The 16,021-nt window shown below is 55.4% G+C and carries 14 protein-coding genes; 3 read left to right on the top strand and 11 right to left on the bottom strand.

Features of this window, described 5'->3' with window-relative positions:
• Positions 1 to 11: 11 nt before the first annotated feature.
• Positions 12 to 1,073, top strand: a complete 1,062-nt coding sequence (locus tag ACR0DY_RS11855) for a YeeE/YedE family protein (protein ID WP_480898350.1) — start codon at positions 12 to 14, stop codon at positions 1,071 to 1,073.
• A 92-nt stretch (positions 1,074 to 1,165) separates the two neighbouring features.
• On the opposite strand, the gene ACR0DY_RS11860 is transcribed toward ACR0DY_RS11855, so the two are convergent.
• From ACR0DY_RS11860 to ACR0DY_RS11880, 5 genes are all read right to left on the bottom strand, one after another.
• Positions 1,166 to 2,971: an ABC transporter ATP-binding protein gene (locus tag ACR0DY_RS11860; RefSeq protein ID WP_480898352.1), complete on the bottom strand. Its 1,806-nt coding sequence runs from the start codon at positions 2,969 to 2,971 to the stop codon at positions 1,166 to 1,168.
• A gap of 1 nt (position 2,972) precedes the next feature.
• Entirely contained in the window at positions 2,973 to 3,902 is a 930-nt protein-coding gene (locus ACR0DY_RS11865; protein ID WP_480478073.1) for an ABC transporter permease subunit, read from the bottom strand.
• Between the two features lie 10 nt (positions 3,903 to 3,912).
• The gene (gene oppB / locus ACR0DY_RS11870; RefSeq protein ID WP_209507493.1) at positions 3,913 to 4,836 is read right to left on the bottom strand and encodes an oligopeptide ABC transporter permease OppB; all 924 of its coding nucleotides are present in this window, start codon (positions 4,834 to 4,836) and stop codon (positions 3,913 to 3,915) included.
• A 66-nt stretch (positions 4,837 to 4,902) separates the two neighbouring features.
• A complete protein-coding gene (locus tag ACR0DY_RS11875; RefSeq protein ID WP_480483451.1) occupies positions 4,903 to 6,531 on the bottom strand; it encodes a peptide ABC transporter substrate-binding protein in 1,629 nt (542 codons plus the stop codon).
• A gap of 239 nt (positions 6,532 to 6,770) precedes the next feature.
• Positions 6,771 to 7,073 carry a hypothetical protein gene (locus ACR0DY_RS11880; RefSeq protein ID WP_480483453.1) on the bottom strand — a complete coding sequence of 101 codons (303 nt, stop codon included), beginning with the start codon at positions 7,071 to 7,073 and terminating at the stop codon, positions 6,771 to 6,773.
• A gap of 367 nt (positions 7,074 to 7,440) precedes the next feature.
• On the opposite strand from ACR0DY_RS11880, the gene ACR0DY_RS11885 reads away from it, so the two are divergent.
• Positions 7,441 to 7,581 carry a hypothetical protein gene (locus ACR0DY_RS11885; protein WP_480483455.1) on the top strand — a complete coding sequence of 47 codons (141 nt, stop codon included), beginning with the start codon at positions 7,441 to 7,443 and terminating at the stop codon, positions 7,579 to 7,581.
• A 195-nt stretch (positions 7,582 to 7,776) separates the two neighbouring features.
• Here the strand turns inward: ACR0DY_RS11885 and ACR0DY_RS11890 are convergent, their stop codons facing one another.
• From ACR0DY_RS11890 to ACR0DY_RS11910, 5 genes are read right to left on the bottom strand one after another with little or no spacing between them, the layout of a single operon-like run.
• Entirely contained in the window at positions 7,777 to 9,288 is a 1,512-nt protein-coding gene (locus tag ACR0DY_RS11890) for a class I adenylate-forming enzyme family protein (protein ID WP_480483457.1), read from the bottom strand.
• Complete coding sequence (sauS, locus tag ACR0DY_RS11895; protein WP_480483459.1) at positions 9,285 to 10,706, bottom strand: acylating sulfoacetaldehyde dehydrogenase; 1,422 nt, start codon at positions 10,704 to 10,706, stop codon at positions 9,285 to 9,287. Before sauS ends, ACR0DY_RS11890 begins: the two co-directional genes overlap by 4 nt.
• Positions 10,707 to 10,766: 60 nt before the next feature.
• The gene (locus tag ACR0DY_RS11900; RefSeq protein WP_480483461.1) at positions 10,767 to 11,726 is read right to left on the bottom strand and encodes a Bug family tripartite tricarboxylate transporter substrate binding protein; all 960 of its coding nucleotides are present in this window, start codon (positions 11,724 to 11,726) and stop codon (positions 10,767 to 10,769) included.
• Positions 11,727 to 11,768: 42 nt separating this feature from the next.
• Entirely contained in the window at positions 11,769 to 12,224 is a 456-nt protein-coding gene (locus ACR0DY_RS11905) for a tripartite tricarboxylate transporter TctB family protein (protein ID WP_480483463.1), read from the bottom strand.
• Entirely contained in the window at positions 12,221 to 13,732 is a 1,512-nt protein-coding gene (locus ACR0DY_RS11910; RefSeq protein WP_480546023.1) for a tripartite tricarboxylate transporter permease, read from the bottom strand. Before ACR0DY_RS11910 ends, ACR0DY_RS11905 begins: the two co-directional genes overlap by 4 nt.
• 112 nt (positions 13,733 to 13,844) lie before the next feature.
• Here ACR0DY_RS11910 and ACR0DY_RS11915 point away from each other — a divergent pair, with 112 nt between their 5' ends.
• On the top strand, positions 13,845 to 14,873 hold the full coding sequence (locus ACR0DY_RS11915) for a LacI family DNA-binding transcriptional regulator (RefSeq protein ID WP_480483467.1): 1,029 nt from the start codon (positions 13,845 to 13,847) through the stop codon (positions 14,871 to 14,873).
• Positions 14,874 to 15,070: 197 nt separating this feature from the next.
• Here ACR0DY_RS11915 and ACR0DY_RS11920 read toward each other — a convergent pair whose 3' ends face one another.
• Positions 15,071 to 15,856 carry a DeoR/GlpR family DNA-binding transcription regulator gene (locus tag ACR0DY_RS11920; RefSeq protein WP_480483469.1) on the bottom strand — a complete coding sequence of 262 codons (786 nt, stop codon included), beginning with the start codon at positions 15,854 to 15,856 and terminating at the stop codon, positions 15,071 to 15,073.
• Positions 15,857 to 16,021 lie beyond the last annotated feature (165 nt).

Below are 16,021 nucleotides of genomic sequence, written 5' to 3' on the forward strand. Positions count from 1 at the left end.
GGAGACTGGCCATGTTCGAACTTCTGGGAGACGCCAATACAGTTGCGCTGATCGGTCTGGTTGGCGGCATTGTACTTGGTCTTGCCGCGCGCATTGGGCGGTTCTGCACCTTGGGTGCGATTGAAGATTATCTTTATGCAAATGACGACCGGCGCCTGCGTATGTGGGCCGTTGCGATAGGTGTTGCGATTGTCGGCAGCCATTTGGGCATGGCGTTAGGGTGGATTGATCCGCTCAGCACGACCTATATTGCGCAGACATGGAATCCGATCGGATCGGTCATTGGCGGATTGATGTTCGGATATGGCATGGCCATCAGCGGAAACTGCGGCTATGGCGCGCTTGCACGCCTTGGCGGCGGCGACCTTCGGTCATTCGTCATTGTCCTGATCGTGGGCCTTTCCGCATATGTGGTCATGTCCGGCCCTCTGGCCTACGTCAGGATCTGGCTTTTCCCCGAAGCCATGGATCTCGGTAATCCTCAAAGCGTCAGCTTCCTTGCCGAACGGCTGACGTCGACACCGGCATGGGTTACAGGAACGCTTGTCGGCTCTGCCATAGTAGTATTTGCCCTGACAAATGACCGTTTTCGTAAATCACCTGCGCAGGTTTTTTGGGGTGCGGCGGTCGGATTGGCAGTCGTTTCAGGCTGGCTTGGCACCAATTGGGTAGCCACACACGGGTTTGACGGTGAGACCTTGCAAACTCACACGTTTGCCGCGCCTTTGGGTGATACCGTGTTCTATCTCATGACCGCCTCAGGCAACACGCTCTCGTTTGCGGTCGGTTCGGTTTCAGGGGTTCTGATTGGGGCTTTCCTCGGATCATGGTCAAAAGGTCATTTCCGCTGGGAAGCCTGCGAAGATCCACGTGAGCTTAAGCGGCAGATGCTGGGAGCGGCAATAATGGGACCCGGAGCAATAATTGCGGTTGGATGCAGCGTCGGGCAAGGCATCTCCGCTTTTTCTCTGCTGGCCTATAGCGCGCCTATAACCTTTGCGGCGATCTTTGCCGGAGCAGCTCTTGGCCTGCGACAGCTTGTGTCAGGATTGTCTTTCATTCCCGAGCGTTAAGCCCCACCACACGCTACGGTTTCTTCGTACAGTCCCTGCGCAGGTTTTCGGCGCATGCTTCAAGCACCGAAAACCTGCAGCAGACCCTTCTCTCAGCCATTGGCCATGATGGAATCCAGTGTGTCGTGTTCCGCTACAAAATGGTCTGGTGCGACTTCCTGCAGCTTTGGAACATAATCACTGTGACCGTTAACCAGTCGGCTGGGCAAAAAACGCAACGCGGCTTTGGGGTCCAGCGGCGATGGCAGTTCACCCGGCAGTTTGAGGCGCTGCCGCGTCCGCTCTACATCCGGGTCTGGTATCGGCACGGCCGAGATCAGTGATTTGGTATAGGGATGGATCGGTTCCGAACAGATCACCTCACCATCACCCATTTCCACAATTCGCCCGAGATACAGGACCATGATCCGGTTCGATACCGCGCGCACCACGGACAAGTCATGGCTGATGAAAATCATCGACAGGCCAAATTCCTGCTGAAGTTCCTTTAGCAGCTCGACAATCTGGGCCTGAATGGAAACGTCGAGCGCTGAAACCGCCTCGTCGCAGATAATCAGCCTGGGCTTGTTGATCATCGCCCGCGCAATGCCGACGCGCTGGTTCTGCCCTCCGGACAGCTCATGCGGGTAACGGTTGATCATGTTGGCCTGCAGACCAACCCGTTCCATCATCGCGGCGACCATCTGCTTGCGTTCCCGGTCGGTCAGATCGGGGCGGTAGGTTTTCAGCGGCTCAGCAATCGACGCTGAAATCGTCATGCGTGGATCAAGACTGGCCAACGGGTCTTGGAACACGATCTGCAGGTCCTTGCGGTACTTGTTCAGCTCGGATCGCTTCAAGCCGACGATCGGATGGCCCAACCAGCTGACGCCCCCCGCGCTGGGTTCGATCAGTTGCAAAACCGCGCGCGCCAGTGTCGATTTTCCGCAACCGGATTCGCCCACGACACCCAGAGTTTCGCCCTTGCGAATATCAAAGCTGACACCATCGACAGCCTTCAGCGGAACCTTGCGCCCGAACAACCCGCCAGAGACATGAATGGGGAAATGAACTTTGACGTCATCGACCTTGAGAAGGGGTTCTTCGGCCTTTTCCAAAGCGCGCGGCGCGTCGCCGGCATCAATCCGGGGCATCGCCTCCAGCAGGGCCCGCGTGTATTCATGTTGCGGATTTCGGAACAGCCCGCGCGTTTCACCGTCTTCGACGAATTCGCCCATCCGCATGACCTGAACCCGGTCGCACATGCGCGCAACGACGCCCATGTCATGCGTGATCAGTGCAATTGCGGTGCCTTCATCCTTTTGCAGATGAACCATCAGATCAAGGATGTCTGCCTGAACAGTAACATCCAGCGCCGTCGTCGGCTCGTCCGCAATAAGCAGTTTGGGACTGCACAGCATCGACATCGCAATCATCACACGCTGTCGCATTCCACCGGATAATTCGTGCGGGAACTGGTCCAGACGGCGGCCCGCTTCGGGAATTCGCACCCTGTCCAACCACTCCAGACAGCGCGCGCGCGCGGCTGACCCCTTCAGGCCCTCGTGGACCTGCAGCACTTCACGCATCTGTTGCCCAATCTTCAGATGTGGCGTTAATGCAGTCAGAGGATCCTGAAAGATCATGCCCACATCGTCGCCGCGGATCTGGTTCAGCTTGTTCACCGGCAGGTTCAAAATCTCCTGACCGTTCAGCTTGGCTGACCCGCTGGCATGTCCGGCAGGGGGCAGCAAACCCATTGCCGCCATGAAGGTCTGGCTTTTGCCAGATCCACTTTCACCGACGATACCAAGGCATTCGCCCGGATTAATATCAAAACTGATATCCTTGACCGCCTCAACGACACCATCGGGGGTGTCAAACCGGACGCTCAGGTTCTTTACGGAAAACAGACTCATATCAGCGGTCCTTCGGGTCCAAAGCGTCACGCAGACCATCGCCGATGAAGAACATCGTGATGATGATGGCGACATAGAATGTCAGCGGGAACATCAATTGCCACAGCGTTCCATAGCCCATGGTTCCCGCCCCTTCTGCTATCAGTCTTCCCAGTGACGTGTAGGGTTCGGAAATCCCCAGACCCAGGAATGAGATGAAGCTTTCGGTCAGGATCATCTCGGGCACCAGAAGCGAGGCATAGACGATCACGACACCCAACAGATTGGGCAGGATATGGCGATACATGATCGTAAATTCACTGACGCCCGCCGCTCGGGCGGCCTCGATGAATTCACGGTTCTTCAGGGCAAGCGTCTGCCCGCGCACGATACGTGACATGGTCAGCCAACCAACCGCACCCAATGCGATGAAAAGCGTGAAGAAGGACCGCCCGGCAACAACCAGCAGAAGAATGATGATCAGAGTTGTCGGGATAGCCAGAAGGATGTCGACAAAACGCATCATGGCGCCATCCGTCCGACCCCCAAAGTAACCGGCAGTAATGCCATAACACGTACCAACGATCAGAGCGGTCGCCGCCCCGATCAACCCCACAAGCAGGGACGTCGTGGTAGCCTGAATGACGCGGCTGTACAGATCGCGCCCCAGATCATCGACACCGAAATAGTGACCCGTTTCCATCGACGGCATTCCCATGCCCCGGACATCGCCCATGACATTCCAGTCGATCTCTTCATTGCTCCAGACCGCAAAATACGGGCCAAGGATTGTGAACAACACGATAAGCAGCAAAATGAACACACTGGCCATTGCTGCTTTGTTTCGTACAAAGCGCATGCGCGCGTCCTGCCAGAGCGAACGCCCCTGAACGGCTGTATAATCGGTGATTTCTTCGGCCAGATGCGCAGCTTTTTGTGATTTTCCTAGCATATCCAGCCCCTCAATAGCGGATCTTCGGATCGAACCAGGCATAGGCCAGATCGGTCAGCAGGTTTACCAGAACGGTCAGAACGCCATAGAGGATCGTAACCCCAAGCAGCACAGCATAGTCGCGTGACAAGGCCGAGCCGACATAAGCCTGCCCCAGACCACCGGTCGAGAAGTAGATGTCAACAAAGACGGATCCGGTCAGCACATACACAAACACCGGCCCCAGATAAGATACGACCGGCAGCAAGGTCGGCTTCATCGCATGGCGCCAGATCACGGTTCTTGTCGGCAGGCCCTTGGCACGGGCGGTTCTGATGAAGTTCGAATTCAGAACCTCCAGCATTGAAGACCGGGTGATCCGTGCAATCGATCCCATGTAAGATGTCGCAAGGGCGATAACCGGCATGATCAGATAGGGCCATTGACCACCATTCCACCCACCGCCGGGCAACCATCCCAGCCACAGGGTGAAGGTCAGGATCAGGATCGGACCCATGATGAAGTTGGGCAGCGCCTGCGCTGCAATCCCCAGCCCAACCGCAAAGTAGTCGATCCAGCTGTTGTGCCGGATTGCGGCGGCAATCCCCAGTCCGATGCCCACCACCGTAGCGACCAGAAAGGACAGCGACCCATAGGTCAGCGAGATCGGAAAGCCCTGCGCGATGATGTCGTTCACATCGCGGTCCTTGAACTTGAAGGACGGTCCAAAATCGAAATGCACAACGATATTGTACAGATAGTCCCAGAGTTGCTTCCACAACGGCTGGTCCAGACCATACCGCGCCTCGATATTGGCCAAAACCTGCGGCGGCAACGTCCGTTCCGAGGTAAAGGGCCCACCGGGCGCATAGTGCATCAAGAAGAAACAGGCGACGATCAGCAGCAGGATCGTCGGTATGGCGGTCAGGACCCGCCGAATGACATAGGCAAGCATTCAATGCCCCCAATAGATGGCGCTGCCCCGAAGAAAACTTCGGGGCAGGTCATGGTCAGAAGATGATTACTCGGCGATTTTGTAGAGGTTCTTGGAGTACCAGTTTTGCTCTACGTTTTTGACTGGCCAGTTTCCGACATCGCTATCCATCATGTAGACACCAGCATAGTGATAGATCGGGATAACGGGGGTTTCCTGAGCGATAATACGCTCGACCTCGGTGTACAGCGGAGCCGGATCGTCCGAAGTTTTGGCTTCGGCCAGCAACTCGTCCACACGGGCATTGTTATACTTGCCGTCGTTGTAGCCCGAATCCGACTGCAACAGGTCAAGGAAGGTCGAGGCTTCGTTATAGTCACCACACCACGCGCCGCGGGCCAGATCAAAGTTCTGGTTGCCCCGCTCTTCCAGGAAGACTTTCCATTCCATGTTGGCCAGTTCAACATTGGCGCCCAGTTTTTGCTTCCACATCTGGCTCAGCGCGACGGCAACTTTCTTGTGGGCTTCCGAAGTGTTGTAGACCATCGAGAAGGTCAGAGGGTTATCCGCGCCGAAGCCGGCCTCGGCCAGCAGTTCCTTGGCCAGTTCATCGCGCTCAGCCTGGCTCATCGATGCCATTTCAACGACCGGGACAGTAAAACCTGCGGTTGCTTCTGGCACGAATGTATACGCGGGCGGCTCGCCACCGGCCTTGATATTCTTGGTAATGATGTCCCGGTCAACGGCTAGCGACAGGGCCTGACGAACTTTGGGATCCTTGAATTCTTCAGGGCCGCTGTCCGACACGTTAAACGTGTAGTAGTAGTTGCACAGGCGCGGGAAGCTGATAGCCTCGCCCGGATGCTCTTCCTGCAGACGCGGGAATTGACCGGCGGGAACTTCGGTCCGGTCCAGTTCACCGGCCAGATAGCGGGTCAGGGCTACGTTTTCGTCATTGATGACCAGTGCCACAACCTTGTCGATGATGGTGTTGTCATTGTCCCAGTACATCTCGTTGCGCTCACGTACCGAACGTTCCTGCGGCAGGTGCTCGGTCAAAACATACGCGCCATTCGACACGATGTTTCCGGGCTTGGTCCATTCATCGCCAAATTCCGCGATCACCTTCTGAGGTGCCGGGAAGGTCGTCGAATGCGTTGTCATCTGCGGGAAATACGGCAGCGGCGCGCTCAGCGTGACTTCCAGGGTCGTGTCATCGATGGCTTTGACACCCAGATCATCAACCGGCTTTTCGCCTGCGATGATCGCTGATGCGTTTTCGATCGACATCAGCTCCATGAACCACGCGTAAGGAGAGGACAGCGCCGGATCAACCGCGCGTTTCCATGCGAAAACGAAATCTCCGGCGGTTACCGGGTCGCCATTCGACCATTTAGCATCGCCGCGCAGTGTGAAGGTATAGACTTTCTTGCTGTCATCGACGGTGTAACCTGTGGCAACGCCCGGAACCAGATTGCCATCCTCATCCTGGTTCATCAGCCCTTCAAACAGGTCGCGTACAATTTCAGCACCGGAAACGTCTTCGACAACCTGCGGATCGACCGAGCTGTGCTCGTCCAGAATGCGGTAGGTAAAGGTTTGATCGTCCGCCAGCGCTTCGCCGGTTTCAGGATGCGTGCCAGCGGCAAACGCGGCACCTGTGATCATGGTCGACGACAAAAGCCCCGCCACTGAGTTCCGAATGTATCTGTTCATGATTTCTCTCCCATATGTTCGTCGCCGCGCGGCCCCACTTGATCGGGGTCGCACGCAGCAGCCGGATTAGACCGACGCCCGCTGGGACTTCGTCCATTTCGATTTTGGTTTTGCCAATTCGCAAGGAACACTGCGTCGCAGCTTTCTTGGTTTCTGTCGGTAAAGAAGTTGCGAAAGTTGTCTTTCACTGCGTTGAACCGTGACATCTTTTGGCTCTGGGATAAAGCCTTGATGAAATTTTAGGCAACCACAAGCAGAAATATCTCCGACGACCTATCGCTGGCAATTTTCTGAGGATCAGCTCGGTCTTCGTGACATTTTCGTGAAGCCACGCGAAATCCGAACAATCCTTCGTGCCCGAATGGCGACAGCATTCTGGCCTCGGACAAACCAAAAAATACGCGAATCAGTGACGTCATTTCAGCAAGCCTGTGGTCCATTACATGTATCACACGGTTCAGAATACCACGGGTCAGATCACTGAGCTTTGTCAGGCTCTGTTGCACAGAGTCGAGCGCGCCGAGTAGTTCGGGTGATCGCATGGGCCTTTCCGTCGACACGCAGCTTCGGCGATTGCAGTGGCATGACCGGCATGACCCCGAATATCCAGAACCTCTCCTAACGCATTGCAGAACATATCGAAGAACCTTCTAACGGAGACCACCCGGCTATTATCGCACAAGCGGGCCGCTTTGGCGGCTGGTCGTTTTATGTTGAAAATGGCGTTCCAGCCTATGCCTACAACTGGTTGGGGATCGAGATACTTACCGTTTCGGCGTCCGAATCTGTGACCGAAGGTACTCATGAAATCGTCCTCGATTTAGATTATGACGGTGGAAGCCCTGACAAAGGTGGGACGGCACCCTCTTTGTTGACGAGATGCAGGTGGCACAGGGCAGGACCGACCAGATGCAGGCCATCATCTTTTCGGCGGACGAAACAGCAGACGTTGGCTTCGACCTTTCCACACCGGTGGCCAAAGCGAACGGCGCCGAAGCAGCTTTGCGTTTTACCTGCAAGGTAATCTCGGTGACGGTGGCGGTTGAGTAAGATCGCTCCGAAAGAGGAGAGGCGTTCAGGCATCTGCCACAACGGGTGCCTGGAACCGTTGATGTAAACACGCTTATCATGACGATTGAAAGGCTTTCGGCACTGCTGAAGCTGGCGACGTGAATTGCTTTTGTGGCTATTCCCGCTGTTGTTTTGGCATTTATTTTTCAGGTAGAGTCGGACCGGCATTGCCATCTACATTTTCAAGTCGCTCGCCTCCTCGCTAACGATTTGTAGGATCCTGTTTCTCTGGATCTTTCCCGAAGGGCCCTTTGGAAGATCAATCAGAATATGAACTTTGTCAGGAGACTTGAAACGGCCTAGCTGGGACTCACAGATCTTTGACAAAGCTTGCGGCGTCAATTCAGAACCTTCTCGAATTTTGACCGCTGCCTCGACGGTTTCACCGTAGCTTTTGCAAGGGCGGGCAAAGGCCGCAGCTTCAACAACGTCGGGGTGTGAATAAAGCGCCTCGTCAATCTCACGAGGGGCTATATTCTCCCCTCCCTTAATGATCAGTTCTTTCAATCGACCGGTCACATAAACATACCCGTCCTGATCCATGCGGGCGAGATCTCCGGTCAGCAACCAGCCATCCGAAGTAAATGTGCCCGCAGTAGCATCCGGGTCATTGAGGTACTCCAGCATCACATTCGGACCGCGTATGACCAACTCACCTTCTGTTCCGGTAGGTACAGGCCGAAGTTCCGCGTCCAGAATTGCAACCTCATTTCCATATGCAATGCCGGGTGAACCAATCTTCCGAACGCCGGGGGGCAGCGGGTTTGACAGAATCTGAGCGGCAGTTTCCGTCAAGCCCATGGTTTCCACGATTGGGATTTCGAAACGATCCTCAAAGCCACGCTGCACGTCCGGCGCCAAGGCTGACGACGCAGAGCGCCCGAAACGCACGCGTTGCCGGGTTTGCGCATCCGGACTAGTCTCAGAGTGCAGCAGGTGCGAGATAATGGTCGGAACGACCGAGAACCACGTTGCCTCGGCCTTTCCAAGATTGTCCCAGAACTTGCTGGAAGAAAATCGTTCGCACACGGCCAACGATCCGCCTGAGACCAGTGTTCCCATCACCGTCACGCAGAGCCCGTTAATATGATAGATCGGCAAGACGCAAAACCCGCGATCAGCCTCGGACAATTCATGGGCAATTTTGGTCGTCCAACCCCCTGCCAACAGGCTGGAATGTGTGTGGACCACCCCCTTGGGGCGACCGGTTGTTCCGGATGTATACATCAACAACGCGTGGCTATGAGGCGAGAGGCTATGCAGGTTGCTGCCGGACTCAACGGCATCTGCCACCTTCAACTGTTTGATTTTCGCAGGATTGGCCGTTCGCCTGAACAGGTCCGTTTGATCGGAATGTACAAATCCATAGCATGCGCCGCTGTGTTCCAGCGCGTAGGCAACGGCGCTGTCACCCGCGACAAGATTGATCATCGTGGCCCGAAACCCGCCATAGAGAACGCCAAAAAGGACCTCAAGCGCTTCCCGGCAATTGGGGTAGAGGATGGCGACGCTTTCTCCCTTCGCCACACCCCGTTCGGTCAACATGCTTGCGATGCGGCGAGCTGAGTCACGCAATTCACCCCAATTCAGGTCCCGCGCCCCGTCCGGGAAAACGAACCCGGTTCCCCCGCGGCTTGCCCGACGGTCAAGCCAGTCCCGGACGGTTCCCTTGGGTGGTTCGATCATTGCCCCGCCTCCGACCAATAGCCGCCAAATATCGCTTCCAATTCGGGCTCGCGCGGCGGCGTTTCACGGATGATCTTTGTCGTTTGTACGAAATGCCGCCAATGCAGATTGGTGTCGATGGAATTGCCTCCCCAACTGCCGCAGCCCATTGACAGCGAAAAGGGCATGCAGTTGGTGAAGCTGCCACCAGTGGCAAAGGTATGCGCCTGGTTTACAATGACCCGGCAGGTGGGCAGGTCACGACCCAACCCAACCGCGCGCGCGTCGTCGCTGGTATGGATTCCGACAGAATGCCCCGCGCCCTGGTGTTCCAGAATACGAGCCGCGATTACCTTGGCTTCTTCAAAATTTGCCGCTCGATAAAGCGCCAGAACCCGGCTGAGCTTTTCCCCCGACAAAGGATGATCCGGGCCAATTCCGTCAGTTTCCACGGCTAGGAACTTGGTCCCCTCGGGGACCTTATCCGCCATATCCAGTGCTTCAAGCATCTTGCCAGCGTCCTGCGCGATTACAGATCGGTTGAGATGCCCATCGGGCCACAGCCGTGCGATGATGTTTCCAGCCTCGGAAGATGGCACCAAGGCACCGCCTTCAACGGCGATCGCGGCGACAAAGGCGTCATAGACCGCATCTACAACAACCAGCGCATTTTCAGACGAGCAGGACGTCGCGTTGTCGAAGCATTTCGATGCCGTGATCTTGGAAGCAGCTGCGGCCAAATCTGCGGTTTCGTCCACAATCACCGTCACATTGCCCGCACCAACCGCCACTGCTGGCGTTCCACAGGATTGCGCGCGTTGGACGTTGTTCTGGCTGCCGGTACAGATCACGCGATCTACGGCTTCCATCAACCTTTGTGTCTTGGCCTTGGATCCGGGCGCAGGGATCATCTGGACCAGATCGCAATCGAGGCCGAGCTTGTCAAACTCTGAATGGATAAAAGCGATCAGCATCTCGCAGGAAGCGACTCCTTTGGGGGATGGTGCCACCACGATGGAGTTGCCTCCTTTGAGCGCATTGATGATATTGTTCGCCGGCGTCGCAGCGGGGTTGGTCGATGGAACCACAGCACCGATTACACCGATTGGACGTGCAATCTCGGTCATGCCGGTTGCTGGATTGTCGCTAATGATGCCGTGGGTTTTCACGTCAGCGATATCGCGCAACAAGCCCAGAGTCTTGCGGTGGTTCTTTGTAATCTTGTCCGGAACATTACCCAGACCGGTGGTCGCAACAGCGATTTCCGCCAGTGCCCGATTGCGTGTTGGCTCCATGATTGCCCATCCCGCCGCCAGCGCCGCCTTGTCGTACAGCGCCTGACTGCCGCTTTCTTCAAAGGTCGCTTGGGCCTTGCGCGCATGCGCTACTATGCGATCAACTTCGTCGATCTCGGGGGAAACCCCTTCCTGAGCGTTCATCTCGGTCCTCGATTGTTTGATCGGGGCGGACCCACTCCGCCCCGTAGGGAGTTGACTGGTTCAGAGCCCAGCCAACAATTCGTTCAGTGTTTGCTGACGTTTCTCCCACATCTTGATCACTTCATCGCGTGTCATGATGTGCATGGGCGATCCGCCGGCTTCCATCTTTTTCACCACACGATCGTTGGCGAACATCTCGGGAACCGTTTCCGCAAGTTTCTCGATCACCTCGGGCGGCGTTCCCTTGGGTACCATCACGCCCCGGAAATTGACCGACGAGTTGTCGACATCGAGCCCCTGTTCCATCATGGTCGGCACGTCGGGCAGGAACGCGTTTCGCTCAAGATCTGCGACACCCAGGATTTTGACGTTGCCCGCCTCTTTTGCGCGGAACGCATCCGACAGGTTGTTTATACCACCCATGACTTCGCCAGCAATTACCGCTTTCATGGCCGCCGCGCCACCACCTTTGGTCGGGATATAGGCCATCGTTGTTCCTGCAGCCTTGTCGATTTGAAGAGCCGCAATGTGGTGACCAACAAAAAGCCCAGCCCCGGACACGGTCAGCTTGCCGGGGTTTTCCTTGGCATATGCGACAACACCTTCCATCGAGTTGAACGGGCTGTCCGCACCAACCACGAAGACAGCCGGGTCGGCGCCCCAGTTGGCGATGGGCTCAAAGCTGTCGACCGAATACTCGACCCCACCCTTAATAGATTGGGCGATGAAATGTGGAACATTGTAGGCAGCAAGCGTGTAGCCATCGGCGTCGGCCTGGGTTGCGAACCAGTTCCAACCCACACGCCCTCCGGCGCCCGGTTTGTTTATGATGGCGATTGGCATTCCCAGCGCGTCTTCATTCCCGGATGTCATGGTGACAATCCGCGCCTGAAAGTCGGTTGCGCCACCAGCGCCGTAACTGACCATCATCATGATTGGGCGTTCGGGATACTCCTCGGCAACCGCCGCGCCCGCCAGGCTCGTGAGGGCCAGTGCCGCCCCTGTAATCAACCGTTTCATTTGCGTTTCCTCCCTATTTTGGTTCATCCGCATCCCTTGCGGTCAGAACAGAAATTCTCTTGGTGTGTAGACTTGCAGAAGCATGGCAAAGAGCCCGTACATCACCGCCACAAAGATCGCTGTGATGACACCGCGCTTGACCCAGGTTTTGGCTTCGGAATGTGGGTCTGGATCGTAAATCGACAGCAGAATGAAAAACGCGATTGCCGTTGCTGTGTAGAACCCCAGCGATTTGGACGCCCAGAAGACATAGATAAGGGTGACGAACAGGCCCGGCAGCATGTTGATGAACATCATGCGGGTCACGCCGTTGCCTACCTTGGACAATCCCATCAGCGCTTTGCCGAAGGTCCACCCTGCCAAAACCACAAAGACCGAAGCGATAAGACGCGGAAATAGAAATGCCTCGACCGGTTGCTGAGTAAAGCTGACCCAGGTTACCCAAAGTCCTACAGCAAAAACCAAACCCGACCCGATTATGTGTTGTGTGCGGTTCATGCCTGTGCCTCCTCTTTGGTGGTATAGCGCCGGTGGCGAAGTTCCATCCAAACCGAGTAGGCAATTGAGGCCAGTACAACGGCGATCAGCAGAAGATTCAATCCGCCCGTCAAGAAGTAAGAGGCTTTGCCGACGGTCGCGTCCGCGATCATTCCGCCCTGAATGAAGTTGGCTTCGGCAATCGGACCAAGGATCAATCCCAGAACCAACGGAGCAGCCGAGAATCCAAATCGTTCCAGAAAGAACATCCCGATGCCAAGGCACGCCATGACGTAAACATCCCCCATCGAACTCTGAACCGAGTAGGCGCCGAAGACCGAAAGGGCCAGAACAATGGCCGCCATGACCGATTGCGGCACCTGCGCGACACGCGCGGCCAGACCGGCAATGTATAGGCCGAAGACGCACATCAGGACCTGGCCGATCAGCATGGAGTTTATGAACGTCCACGCCACGTCCGGGTGGTTGTCGAACAGATCCGAGCCCGGGAAAATTCCGTGAATCAGCAGCCCGCCCAGCAAAACGGCTGCGGTTGGGCTACCCGGGATCGACAAGGTCAACAACGGTACCAGAGATGGGCCCACCATCGCATTGTTGGCGGACTCCGCGGCAATTACGCCCTCGGAATGACCCGTGCCGAACTTGTCCTTCTCGGCTGAAAACTTCTTACTCTGATCATAGGCAACCAGCCCGGCAATTTGCCCGCCAACGCCTGGGATCAGGCCAATGATGGAACCTGTCAGTGTGCCGATGCTTAGTGCTCGGGTACGGCTGAACAATTCTCGCAATGCGGCCATGATCGAATGGCGCTGTACTTCGATGACTTCAGCACCCGTGTCGTGGCGTCCCTTTGCAAACATCGTCAGCACCTGAGGGATCGCGAACAGACCGATCAGTGCCGCGATAATGTTGATGCCGCCGCCCAGTGCAGGGTGAAAGATAAAGCGTTGCGCGCCCATAATGTCGTCGAAACCGACTGTCGCCAGCCACAATCCGATACAACCCGATAGCAAACCTTTGACCACGGATGCAGAATCTAGCGTGCCGATCACAGTCACCCCTAAAATGGCCAGCCAGAACAGGTGTGAGGGGCCAAACGCCAGCGCCCATTTGGCCAAAACCGGTGTCAGAAAGATCAATAGGAGCACACCGAAGATGCCGCCAACCGCCGAGGCCAGAAACGACAGTTGCAGCGCCCGCGCCCCTTGTCCCTGCTTGGCCATGGTGTGGCCGTCCAGAGTGGTGGCAATATTGGCTGGAGCGCCTGGGATTTTCAGTAAAATTGCACTCACCGCGCCACCAGCAACGGTCGAGGTATAGGCGGCTCCCAGCAAGATCAGCCCCTGTGCGGCCTCAAGCTGGAAGGTGAACGGAATCAAAAGGGCAACCGCCATCGTTGGTGACAAGCCTGGTGTCGCGCCCAGGATCAGCCCTCCGATCGTGCCGCCCAAAAGCAGCAAGAACGACATCGGTGTGAACACATCCCCGAAGTAGTAAATGAATTCCATCCAGTGCCTCCCAACCCGTTTGTCTGCACTTTTGGTTTGTTGACAAATCAGGTTAGGGGATGAAAATAGTATTGCAAATGTTTTCATAAAATCGACCGGACAGGACGAAATTATGTCTAATTTTCAGCATGGTAAAGTCGATATCGTGGCAGTCGCAAAGGCCGCGAAGGTTTCACCGTCTACGGTTTCTCGTACCTTCAATCACCCTGATCTGGTCAGCCCTGCGACTCGCAAAAAGATCAACAGGGCAGTGCAGCGGCTCGGGTATATCCGCAATCGTGCCGCTCAAACAATGCATGGCAAACGGTCAGGAACGATTGGCCTGGTCGTACCAACTATCAACCATGCCATCTTCGCTGAGGTCATTCAGGCTTTTTCCGACTCTATCGACAAGGCAGGATTCAGCCTTCTACTGGCGTCGCACGGGTATGATCTAGATCGGGAATACGCGATGGTGCGCAAGTTTCTTGAACATCGCGTGGACGGCGTGGCATTGGTTGGCTTGGAGCATTCCGATGCCACCAATCGCTTGATCACGCAGCAGAAAATACCTGCACTTGCGATTTGGAACTACTCAAAGGATTCGGATCTTCCTTGTGTCGGGGCCGACAACCAGTTGGCCGGCCGTCTCGCAACAGAGCATCTGCTGGCCCTAGGGCATCGTGACATTGGGCTGATCTTTCCAAAGACCAATGGTAATGACCGCGCGCAACATCGACTTTCCGCTGTGCACGAAGCGCTACAAAATATGGGTGTCTCCGTTCCGGGCGAGCACGAATCTGAAGCTCCTTACAGCGTTTCGCAGGCCAAGCAGGCTGCGCTGAACCTTTTGGCGGAAACATCTCGACTTACGGCTTTGTTATGTGGAAATGACGTCATAGCGCAGGGCGCTTTGTTTGCGGCCCAGAAACTGGGGTTGAACGTTCCCGGCGATCTTTCAATAATGGGCATCGGAGATTTCAAGGGATCAGCTGATGTTGAGCCGGGGCTCACCACCATTCGAATCCCCGCCGAAGCCATCGGTAAACTCGCAGGTGACAAGTTCACCGATTACATTACGTCAGATGAGTCGGAACATTTTAAAATTTGCTGCGAGCTGGATTGTGTTGTTAGAGGAACAACAGGTCCAGTGTCAGTATAATAGTCGGCATTGCCAACTTGTTTGCACATTCAGAACGGATGTGTCGCAAACTATGAGGCCCGGTTGACGAACATGCGCGATTTGACGTTTTTCCTGTCGAATAGTTCGTTAACAGATTTCAACATGATCTCATTAAAAGGCTGCCATCTCCTCAAAGATGCAGTTTTGTACGCTGGGTACATCTATCAGTTCTGACACTAGTCCGACCCTGCGATAACAACTTCGATTTCATTTTTGTCGAGCATGGCCAGGATGTTGGCAGGAGGAACGCGGTCCGTATACAAAACATCAATTCCGGCCATGTTATGGAGAGATATCGGGGCCCGCTTGTTGAATTTTCCGCTGTCAGCTACGACGATGCGCACCTGCGCATTTTCAGCCGCAGCACGCGCGATATTGGCCTCTTCAAGATCATGAAGCATGAAGCCCAAATCGCCATTCACGGCTCCAACCGAGAACACTGCCAGCTGTACGTTGAAACGCTTCACAAGATCTAATGCCTCTGCACCGAAAGCGCCCCCATCATGGGCGCGCAGTTCTCCGCCCGCCAGAAACACCCGGTTGTTGTTGTGCTTTGACAACGTGTAAGCGACGAAAACCGAATTTGTAACTACAAACAGGTCTTTGTGTTTCCGTAGCGCGAGCGCGACGTAGGCGGTCGTCGAACCGATATCCAGAAATAGGGAATCCCCGTCGCTAATTGTATTTGCGACTGCCCGGGCTATTGCTTCTTTCGCATGTGCTTGCGTTCCCAAACGGTTTTCAAAGGGTGGCTCTATGGCGTCTTCGCTAAGATGTACGCCGCCATGCACCTTCCGCACGATCTTGCGCTCTTCCAGCGCCTTGACGTTGCGCCGGATCGTTTCATTGGAAACATTCAGTTTTTGAGCCAGGAGGCTGACCCTGCACGACCCGCCCGCATGTTGCAGCTCGCGAAGGATTTCTTCTTCGCGCTGATTTGTGGTTTTTCGTGGCTTTAACATGCGACCTCCTGAAAGGGGGATACGGCAGTCATCCCAATAAAACAATATTACGTCCAATACAGTGCCGTTCGGGGCTTTTTGTGTGAATTATAACGAATATTCGTGGCTAAGTGTGGTTTTTATTGACGTAGTTGTCAGATTGGCGCAGCATGGAAGTGTAATAAA

The organism is Ruegeria sp. O6, from assembly GCF_056535045.1.

Bases quoted from the DNA above. Each gene is read 5' to 3' on its own strand.
- ACR0DY_RS11855 (WP_480898350.1), top strand. From the start codon at position 12: ATGTTCGAACTTCTGGGAGACGCCAATACAGTTGCGCTGATCGGTCTG.
- ACR0DY_RS11860 (WP_480898352.1), bottom strand. From the start codon at position 2,971: ATGAGTCTGTTTTCCGTAAAGAACCTGAGCGTCCGGTTTGACACCCCC.
- ACR0DY_RS11865 (WP_480478073.1), bottom strand. From the start codon at position 3,902: ATGCTAGGAAAATCACAAAAAGCTGCGCATCTGGCCGAAGAAATCACC.
- oppB (WP_209507493.1), bottom strand. From the start codon at position 4,836: ATGCTTGCCTATGTCATTCGGCGGGTCCTGACCGCCATACCGACGATC.
- ACR0DY_RS11875 (WP_480483451.1), bottom strand. From the start codon at position 6,531: ATGAACAGATACATTCGGAACTCAGTGGCGGGGCTTTTGTCGTCGACC.
- ACR0DY_RS11880 (WP_480483453.1), bottom strand. From the start codon at position 7,073: ATGCGATCACCCGAACTACTCGGCGCGCTCGACTCTGTGCAACAGAGC.
- ACR0DY_RS11885 (WP_480483455.1), top strand. From the start codon at position 7,441: ATGCAGGCCATCATCTTTTCGGCGGACGAAACAGCAGACGTTGGCTTC.
- ACR0DY_RS11890 (WP_480483457.1), bottom strand. From the start codon at position 9,288: ATGATCGAACCACCCAAGGGAACCGTCCGGGACTGGCTTGACCGTCGG.
- sauS (WP_480483459.1), bottom strand. From the start codon at position 10,706: ATGAACGCTCAGGAAGGGGTTTCCCCCGAGATCGACGAAGTTGATCGC.
- ACR0DY_RS11900 (WP_480483461.1), bottom strand. From the start codon at position 11,726: ATGAAACGGTTGATTACAGGGGCGGCACTGGCCCTCACGAGCCTGGCG.
- ACR0DY_RS11905 (WP_480483463.1), bottom strand. From the start codon at position 12,224: ATGAACCGCACACAACACATAATCGGGTCGGGTTTGGTTTTTGCTGTA.
- ACR0DY_RS11910 (WP_480546023.1), bottom strand. From the start codon at position 13,732: ATGGAATTCATTTACTACTTCGGGGATGTGTTCACACCGATGTCGTTC.
- ACR0DY_RS11915 (WP_480483467.1), top strand. From the start codon at position 13,845: ATGTCTAATTTTCAGCATGGTAAAGTCGATATCGTGGCAGTCGCAAAG.
- ACR0DY_RS11920 (WP_480483469.1), bottom strand. From the start codon at position 15,856: ATGTTAAAGCCACGAAAAACCACAAATCAGCGCGAAGAAGAAATCCTT.